General features: G+C 66.7%; 5 protein-coding genes. 3 read left to right on the top strand and 2 right to left on the bottom strand.

Features of this window, described 5'->3' with window-relative positions:
• Positions 1 to 701 (bottom strand): flagellin N-terminal helical domain-containing protein (locus ACSHSS_RS29650; protein ID WP_445545922.1); only part of this gene is annotated, 701 nt, incomplete at its 3' end.
• 509 nt (positions 702 to 1,210) lie between these two features.
• On the opposite strand from ACSHSS_RS29650, the gene rpsU reads away from it, so the two are divergent.
• On the top strand, positions 1,211 to 1,423 hold the full coding sequence (gene rpsU / locus ACSHSS_RS29645) for a 30S ribosomal protein S21 (RefSeq protein ID WP_006401410.1): 213 nt from the start codon (positions 1,211 to 1,213) through the stop codon (positions 1,421 to 1,423).
• 379 nt (positions 1,424 to 1,802) lie between these two features.
• Entirely contained in the window at positions 1,803 to 3,041 is a 1,239-nt protein-coding gene (locus ACSHSS_RS29640) for a PepSY-associated TM helix domain-containing protein (protein ID WP_261513015.1), read from the top strand.
• Positions 3,042 to 3,082: 41 nt separating this feature from the next.
• On the opposite strand, the gene ACSHSS_RS29635 is transcribed toward ACSHSS_RS29640, so the two are convergent.
• The gene (locus ACSHSS_RS29635; protein ID WP_445545921.1) at positions 3,083 to 3,685 is read right to left on the bottom strand and encodes a DNA-3-methyladenine glycosylase I; all 603 of its coding nucleotides are present in this window, start codon (positions 3,683 to 3,685) and stop codon (positions 3,083 to 3,085) included.
• 142 nt (positions 3,686 to 3,827) lie between these two features.
• On the opposite strand from ACSHSS_RS29635, the gene ACSHSS_RS29630 reads away from it, so the two are divergent.
• Positions 3,828 to 4,712: a BadF/BadG/BcrA/BcrD ATPase family protein gene (locus tag ACSHSS_RS29630; RefSeq protein WP_105846102.1), complete on the top strand. Its 885-nt coding sequence runs from the start codon at positions 3,828 to 3,830 to the stop codon at positions 4,710 to 4,712.
• Positions 4,713 to 5,020: the final 308 nt, after the last annotated feature.

The following is a 5,020-nucleotide window of genomic DNA, read 5'->3' as shown; positions in this document are numbered from 1 at the left end:
CCTTCGATAACGGAATTCGCAATCTGCTGGTTATTTTGGTCGGTATAGGTATAACCGCCCTTGCCATCGGCCAGCACGTTGACTTGGGTAATTTCGTTGCCCGTGCTCGTTCCGGCCGTCCACTGAGCCCCCGTGCCGTCGATCGACACTGCAATCGAACCCAGAACCGCGCCCGCCGGCACCTGACCGGAGCCGATCGAAGCGGCCGACAGGCTCTTCGACAGATTCAGGTTGACCGTCTGACCCACGTTCGCGCCAACTTGGAACGAAACGACGCCGGCGGAACCGTCCAGAATGTTCTTGCCGTTGTATTGGGTTTGCGACGCGATACGGTTTACTTCAGCAATTTGTTGCGACACTTCTTGTTGCAGCGCCGCGCGGTTGTCTGCGGTCAGGCCGCCGCTCGATGCTTGAACTGCCAGTTGACGAATGCGCTGCAGGCTCGCCGTGATCTGGCTCAGGCCGCTCGTCGCTGTCTGAATCATCGACACGCCGTCGTTCGCATTCGAAACGCCCTGATTGAGGCCGTTGATTTGCGTTTGCATGCCGGTTGCGATCGCCAGACCTGCCGCGTCGTCCGCCGCGCTGTTAATGCGCTTGCCCGAAGACAGGCGCGTGATTGCTTGCGAAAGCGCGTTTTGGGAACCGCTCAGGTTCTGCTGCGCGACCAGCGAGTTGATGTTGCTATTGATTCCGAGCATGGAAAAATCTCCTGTTAAGCCGAAAGCCTTGGAAAGCCGTTTTGGCGTCGGCGGAAGCACTCGTTCATTGCTGGCCGCCTCAGAGCAGGATTTCGGCGGCACAAAACAAAACTTGAGGGGATCGAGGAGATTCGGCCCGATTTTTATGTCGAGGGGTCGGATTGCTGTGCCGCGATGGCGATCGGACGTCGAGCGCGCGGTGGCGTCGCCCTTTTGTCGCTCGCCCACGCGCGGACGATAAAAGGGTGGTTTTGTCTGTGATTCCCTGCTATGATGGCGGGCTGAATTGAGATTTCTGTCACGCCTTTGCCGTTTTCGGCATGTCTGCTGGCAGTCAAACGCGGCGCTGCACGCGGCTTGTGAAGCGTACTCGCGGTGCTTTCCGCCTCTCTTTTCCGGCCTCCGAGGCCGTATTTCCGCTCGTTTCGCCTGTTGTGGGAACGCCCGGATGGCCGGTGCGTGGCGCTTGGCCGCTACGCTTTTGACCGTTTAAGCAATTTAGGAACGACATGACGACGATTCTTCTGAAAGAAAACGAGCCGTTCGAAGTGGCGATTCGCCGCTTTCGTCGCGCTATCGAAAAAAATGGCCTGATCGCTGAACTGCGCGAGCGCCAGTCCTACGAAAAGCCGACCGCAGTCCGCAAGCGCAAGAAGGCAGCAGCCGTCAAGCGCCTGCACAAGCGTCTGCGCAGCCAGATGCTGCCGAAGAAGCTCCACTAAGAGCATCTGACGGTTTGCCGCGAAACGGCGGAGCGTGCTTCGAAAGAAGCTGCTCCGCCGTTTTGCTTTTGAGGCGCGCAAAGCGTCTGCTCGATCGGCCGGGCGCCGACGTGGAGTCATCGCAAGCACGGTGTGGCGTAACGCAAATCGATTCACGCGAACGAAACGAAAGTAAGAATCATTTGCATTGAGTTAGAATGTCGCGCGTTGTCACTCCATCCGCAACACGCGCAACACTGCGATGCCGCGCAAGCGGGCGTCCGCGCCCGTAAGCCGCCGCCGCAAACGCCCGCTGCGTGTGCGTAGCTTCCATGATCCGCAATCCGTCCCTTCCGGGCCATCGTCCGATTCGACCCGCTCGCCATCCGCGGTGCGCGCGATGAATGCGTTCGTGCGACCGCTGTTCGTCCGCCTGCATCGATGGTTCGGCCTCGCGACCGCGCTGTTTTTGTTCGTTGCAGGGCTCACCGGCGCGCTGATCGCCTGGGATCACGAACTCGACGCGGCGCTGAACCGCGACTTCTACGTCGCGCGCAGCGGCGGGAAGCCGCTTTCGCCGCTCGCGCTCGCCGAGCGGATCGAAGCGGCCGACCCGCGCGTGCAGGTGACTTATCTGCCGCTCGCCGTCGAGCCCGGCCATACGCTGCAGGCCGGCGTGATGCCCCGTACCGATCCGGCGACGGGGCAGCCCTATGCGATCGACTTCAACCAGATCGCCGTCGATCCGGCGACCGGCGCCGTGCAGGCGCGCCGCGAATGGGGCGCACTGTCGCTCGCGCGGCTCGACCTGATCCCGTTCATCTACCGGCTGCATTACTCGCTGTTCCTGCCCGTGTACGGCGGTGTGAACTTCGGCTTCTGGGTGATGGGCGTCGTCGGCATCGTATGGGCGTTCGACAGTCTGATCGCGCTCGTGCTGGCCTTTCCGAGCATGAAAAGCTGGCGCAAGTCCTTCGCGTTCCGCGTGCGGCGCGGCGGCTACCCGCTCGTGTTCGATCTGCATCGGTCGGGCGGCGTGTGGGTGTGGGGGCTGCTGCTCGTCGTCGCGATCACGTCGATTTCGATGAACCTCGGCAACCCGGTCGTGCGTCCGCTCGTGTCGCTGTTCTCGCCGCTGTCGGAGACGCCGTATACGAACCCCGAACATTTCCCGCCCGCACCGCCGGGCAGCAAGGTGCTCGCGCGCGAGCGCATCGTCGAACTCGCCGGCCCGGCCGCCCGCGACGCGGGAATCGCGGCGCCGCCCGGTGCGCTGCTCTACGCGCCGGCGATGAACGTCTATGCGGTCGGCTTCTTCGAGCCGGGTAACGATCACGGCGACGCCGGCCTCGGCAACGCGTGGCTGTACTGGGACGCCGTCACGGGCAAGCCCCTCGCGGCCCAGCTGCCGGGGCGCGGCTCGCTCGGCGACCTCTTCATGCAGGCGCAGTTTCCGCTGCATTCGGGACGCATCGCCGGCGTGGCGGGGCGCGTCGCGGTCAGCGTGCTCGGCATCGTCATCGCGATGCTCAGCGTGACGGGCATCTGCATCTGGGTGAAAAAGCGCGGTGCGCGCGTGCGGGCGGCGCGCGGCGCGTCGCGGACGGCCGTGCCCGCTTCGTCGCGGCCTGCGCGCTGATCGCCGAACGGCGGCCGCCGGCGCGCCGCGCCGCTGATTCGTCAGCCCGCCTTGCGCACGCGCGCCGGCTGTTTGCCGCCGAGCGCCGCGCATCGCGCATGGCACGGGCAGCCGACTTCGTGATCGTTGACCATTCCGGTTGCCTGCATCAGCGCGTAGCAGATCGTCGAGCCGACGAACTTGCAGCCGTACGTCTTCAGCGCCTTGCTGAGCGCATCGGAGCGCTCCGTCGACGCCGGTGCGTCTCGATACGACTGCCACGCGTTCTGGATCGGCGTGTGATCGACGAACGACCAGAGGAAGTGCGCGAGCGAACCGTGCTCCTCACGGATGCGCTGCACCGCGCGCGCATTGGCGACGGCGGCTTCGACCTTCGCGCGGTTGCGCACGATGCCCGGATTTTCCAGCAGCTTCTCGATGCGCTTCGGCGTGAAGCGGGCGACGGCGTCGACGTCGAAATCGGCGAATGCGTCGCGGTAACCGGCGCGCTTGTTCAGGATCGTCGACCACGACAGCCCGGCCTGCGCGCCTTCGAGGATCAGCATCTCGAACAGATGACGATCGTCGTGCGACGGCACACCCCACTCGGTGTCGTGATAGTGAGCGTCCGCTTCGGTTTTGACCCAGTTGCATCGCTGCGACATCGTCTGCCTCGCTTCCCGTATCGATTCGATCGCGCCAGCATAGCGGAAGGCCCCGGCGCGGGATAGTTGGCCGTACGGCAGATGGGCGTGCGCCGCCGATCCGGTTAAGCTTGGCGCCTGTTCGAATCAGCGGGATGAAGGCATGACGGCATTACTTTTTGCGATCGGCATCGACGGCGGCGGCACGGGCACGCGCGCGGTGCTCGCCGATCGGCACGGGCGCGAACTCGCGCAGGGGCGCGGCGGCCCGTCAGGGCTGGGGCTCGGCATCGAGCGTGCGTGGGCGTCGATCGCGGCCGCGTGCGCGGACGCATTCACGCGCGCCGGGCTCGCGTTCGACTGGGCGCAGTGCGCGCTCGGCTGCGGGCTGGCGGGCGTCAACAACGCGGCGTGGCTCGCCGCCTTCCGGGCGCAGGCACCGCTCGCGGCGCTCGCAATCGAGAGCGACGCGTATACGACGGTCCTCGGCGCGCACGGCGGCGCACCGGGGCTGATCGTCGCCCTCGGCACCGGCAGCATCGCAGCCGCGCTCGATGCCGACGGCGCATGCCGGATCGCCGGCGGCTTCGGCTTCCCGTCCGGCGACGAGGCGAGCGGCGCGTGGCTCGGCATGCGCGCGCTCGCCTATGCGCAACAGGCGCTCGACGGACGCGCGCCGCGCGACGCGTTTGCGGAGGCGCTGCTCGCGGAAACCGGTGCGCAGGATCGCGATGCGCTCGTCCAGTGGTCGTGCGACGCGAACCAGACGGTCTATGCGCGGCTTGCTCCGATCGTGTTCGCGCACGGTGCGCATCCGGTTGCGCGCGCATTGATCGCGCAGGCCGGCGACGAGATCGGCAAGATGATCGACGCGCTCGATCCCGGGCAGACGCTGCCGGTCGCCTTGTGCGGCGGCCTGGCCGATGCGCTCGCGCCGGCCGTGCCGGCCCGGCATACGGCGCGGTTGCGCGCGCCGTTCGAGGACTCCGCACACGGCGCGTTGCAGCTTGCACTACGGACGTTGCGCGCGGCGGGCGACGGCGGCTGAGGGAGGACGGAGCGCGACGGGGCCGGGGCGGGACGCAAGAGCGCAGCCGGGGCGGAACGAGGACGGGGCGGGGACGGACGGACCGGCACGAGGACAACGCGCGACAGGCGCAGGCGGTGCGCGCACTCGCCTATAACGGCGACACGCGTCGCAGCCCCGCAGAGGCCCGAGGCGCAAGGCGCAAGGCCCGAAGCCCGAAGCCCGAAGCCCGAAGCCCGAAGCCCGAGCACTGAGGCCCGAGCACTGAGGCCCGAGCACCGAGCCCGAGCCCGAGCCCGAGCCCGAGCCCGAGCCCGAGCCCGAGCCCG

The organism is Burkholderia sp. BC1, from assembly GCF_052683555.1.
This window is presented reverse-complemented; position numbering and strand designations above follow the sequence as displayed.

Bases quoted from the DNA above. Each gene is read 5' to 3' on its own strand.
- rpsU (WP_006401410.1), top strand. From the start codon at position 1,211: ATGACGACGATTCTTCTGAAAGAAAACGAGCCGTTCGAAGTGGCGATT.
- ACSHSS_RS29640 (WP_261513015.1), top strand. From the start codon at position 1,803: ATGAATGCGTTCGTGCGACCGCTGTTCGTCCGCCTGCATCGATGGTTC.
- ACSHSS_RS29635 (WP_445545921.1), bottom strand. From the start codon at position 3,685: ATGTCGCAGCGATGCAACTGGGTCAAAACCGAAGCGGACGCTCACTAT.
- ACSHSS_RS29630 (WP_105846102.1), top strand. From the start codon at position 3,828: ATGACGGCATTACTTTTTGCGATCGGCATCGACGGCGGCGGCACGGGC.